General features: G+C 43.8%; 1 protein-coding gene and 2 pseudogenes. All 3 read left to right on the top strand.

The annotated features are described in order from the left end of the window. Positions 1 to 603: pseudogene (locus tag A8805_RS22755) on the top strand (collagen-like protein); the annotation flags it as partial. A gap of 592 nt (positions 604 to 1,195) precedes the next feature. Then, positions 1,196 to 2,284 (top strand): radical SAM/SPASM domain-containing protein, encoded by a 1,089-nt coding sequence (locus tag A8805_RS06035; protein ID WP_109709314.1) that lies wholly within the window; start codon positions 1,196 to 1,198, stop codon positions 2,282 to 2,284. A gap of 207 nt (positions 2,285 to 2,491) precedes the next feature. Then, positions 2,492 to 3,321: pseudogene (locus tag A8805_RS22480) on the top strand (collagen-like protein); the annotation flags it as partial.

Below are 3,321 nucleotides of genomic sequence, written 5' to 3'. Positions count from 1 at the left end.
GGTCCAACAGGAGCAGACGGAGCAACGGGTCCAACAGGGGCAGACGGAGCGACCGGTCCAACCGGTCCAACAGGATCTTCAGGCCCTGGATTCTTAATTCCTTTTGCCACTGGTTATGTAAATGCTACTCCTGCAACAAATGCCAGTGGCGTATCAACCGTCATAGCCACAACTGGTTTTGGTGAATCTGCGACTACAATAGCCTTAAGCAGCCCAACAACCTTTTCCATCAATGTGGCAGATGGTTATTATACCTTTACAATGCCTACAGATGGAACACTAACGGCTATCTATGCCAATTTTGCTACCGTGGCAGCATTTACACCTACTAGTACAATAACATTATATGTAGCTATTGCAACTGCTCCTTCCGGTAGTATTGATTATGTGATTGATACTAGTTCTATTACGCAGGCATCACAACCATTTTTGCAGGGAATTGCCTATCCTATTTATACACCAAGATCGGGATCCTCAACAGGACTGAATATAGCATTATCTGCCGGAGATCAGGTCTCTATTGTATTAGGATTTACAACCAGCGGCGGTACTCAGGCTCAAAGCTTACCATTTTTTTATTCAGGAGGACTATTAATAAATTAATACTGCGAAAATCTTATTCCATGGGGATAAGGAAATACCAAAATAAAATATAAGCGGTCACATTACACGGGATACTGCCCGCGAGGCCAAAAGGGCGGTACTTCTGTGTATAAAAGGTGCTTGAGAATTAGATGTGTTACCAAGCTGAATTCAATCAAAAAACTTTGTTTTTTGCCATAACAGCCTAAATCTAGTTTTTGTATGGCTTTCATGCAGGCAATATAAAAGTCTTCGGTCTAGTTGTATTTTATAGAGCTCCTTGAAGGCATCAGGGCGATTACGTGATTAAATTCCAGCCCTTTCAACATGTGTATAGAAGTAATAATGATGCATACTTGAAATTCACTGCGTCAAAAGTTCAATAGGAATTAGTTTTTGGTTTTTAAATTTTTCTATTAAGTATTATATTGCTGAACTATATTGGGTCAGGGCGTTGTTGCGAATGCGGTAAAGGAAGTATTTGATTATGCGTTATTGAAAAAAACTTATTTTGTAATATAATCATAATTAGAGAGTAAATTTAAATACAAGTTTTTGAGCAGTGAGCGGCACGAATTGATGATTTAGAAAAACAAAAAGGGGTATAGGGACCATGTTAAACTTGAATAATTTTATGAATAGTGGAATCAAAAATATTTCGGATACTGCCGGACGATTTTATTTTGGAAATGGGCGGGGGCAGTCATTTATGTTGCATATGGTCTCTGCTTTGCGCAAAAGTGCAAAGATAAGAGCACGGCATGAGCAGAATGGTACGCATATCCCGCCTTTTTTGATTGCGAGCATAGCAACAGATTGTAATTTGCGGTGCGCAGGTTGCTACGCATGGGCTAATGGCGGCTGCGGTGGTGAACGGGTGCAGGAACAGCTGACTGCCGGCGATTGGCGTCGGGTATTTCAAGAGGCGTCTGACCTTGGAATATCGTTTATTCTTATAGCTGGCGGAGAACCGCTTTTGCGGCATAACGTTATTCAATTGGCAGCCGAGTTTGAACATATCATTTTCCCGATATTTACAAACGGAACTATGATAGACGAGTATTATCTCAATCTTTTTGATAAGCACCGCAATCTTATCCCGGTAATTAGTATTGAAGGTAATGCTGAAAAAACAGATGCCAGGCGAGGTGCAGGTGTGTCAAAAAAGATAGGACAAGCCGCTGAATGTCTCAAAGAACGTAATATCCTTTTTGGAGTTTCCATAACTGTGACAACGAAAAATCAAAATGATGTAACAGAACCGAGCTTTGTTGAAACCCTGCGGGGAAATGGGTGCGGCCTTGTTTTCTATATTGAATATGTCCCAGTGGAAAAAAATACAGATCATCTGATTTTAGATGAAAATAACTTGTGTATCCTTAAAGCGCAGATTGATAGTCTTCGCCGGAATAAGAAAAACAAAGATATAATCATTCGGTCTTTCCCTGGTGATGAGGAAGCAATGGGTGGATGTTTGGCTGCCGGACGTGGTTTTTTTCACATTAATGCCATAGGTGGAGCCGAGCCTTGTCCATTTTCCCCTTATTCGGAGATGAACTTGAAGGAGCAGTCGCTTTTGAACGTATTGCAATCTTCATTTTTTGAAAAGATACGCGAAATAAGCGCAGCAGAAGCCTTAAACCATAAAGGCGGCTGTACATTATTTCAGCATGAAAATGCGGTGAAAGAAGCAATTGTATAAAACTCTTTTACTTAGTTACATACAAAATAGTAATTTGAATGTTTAAAACTCAATAATTTACATTTGAAAACAAGTGCAGTTTGCACTTGTTTTTTTCGGAATCTTTCCTTCTGAAACTCAGAACAAAAACTTAAAAATAACCAATAGTGTATACGCTGTATATATTATATTAGAATAAGATTAGTTTTAATGGAAGGAGTCATAAGAATGAAAAATAATGAAAATATATCACAACAAAGTTGCCATAATGGACCCAATTGCAATTTTTGTGGGTGCAATCCATGTTGTTGTCGTCCGAAACCCATATGTCCAACAGGGCCGACAGGACCAACAGGGCCAGCAGGAGGACCGACAGGGCCAACAGGCCCAACAGGCCCAACAGGCCCAACGGGAGCAACAGGAGCAAATGGTGTCACAGGTCCAACAGGTCCAACTGGAGTGACTGGAGCAATTGGCCCCACTGGCCCAACCGGGGCAGATGGAGTAACAGGACCCATTGGCCCAACAGGAGCAAATGGTGTCACAGGTCCCACTGGCCCCACAGGAGCAAATGGTGTCACAGGTCCAACAGGTCCCACCGGCCCGACAGGAGCAAATGGTGTCACAGGTCCCACCGGCCCGACAGGAGCAGCTGGTGCCACAGGTCCAACAGGTCCAACCGGAGCAGCTGGCCCCACAGGTCCAACCGGGGCGGATGGAACAACTGGCCCCACCGGCCCGACGGGTCCTACAGGTGTCGTAGAGCCTGGAACAACACTTTTTAATGTAAATGGTCCAGTTGGATCGGCAACAGTAGGGTTAGGTGAGAATCTAACATTCCAGTCCTCTACACTGGACATTGCAGTAACATCAGGATCTGCAATTGTTACAATAGAGGATACTACTCCAGCTGGTCCCACTGGTGCAACCGGTCCAACAGGCGCAACAGGAGCAGACGGAGCAACCGGCCCAACCGGTCCGACAGGAGCAGATGGAGCAGACGGAGCAACCGGCCCAACAGGTCCAACGGGGGCAGACGGAGCAACCGGTCCGACAGG

It is taken from the genome of Faecalicatena contorta (assembly GCF_003149105.1).
Lineage (GTDB): Bacteria > Bacillota > Clostridia > Lachnospirales > Lachnospiraceae > Muricomes > Muricomes contortus_C.
The sequence above is the reverse complement of the archived record's forward strand: the minus strand, read 5'-3'. Positions and strand labels throughout refer to the sequence as shown.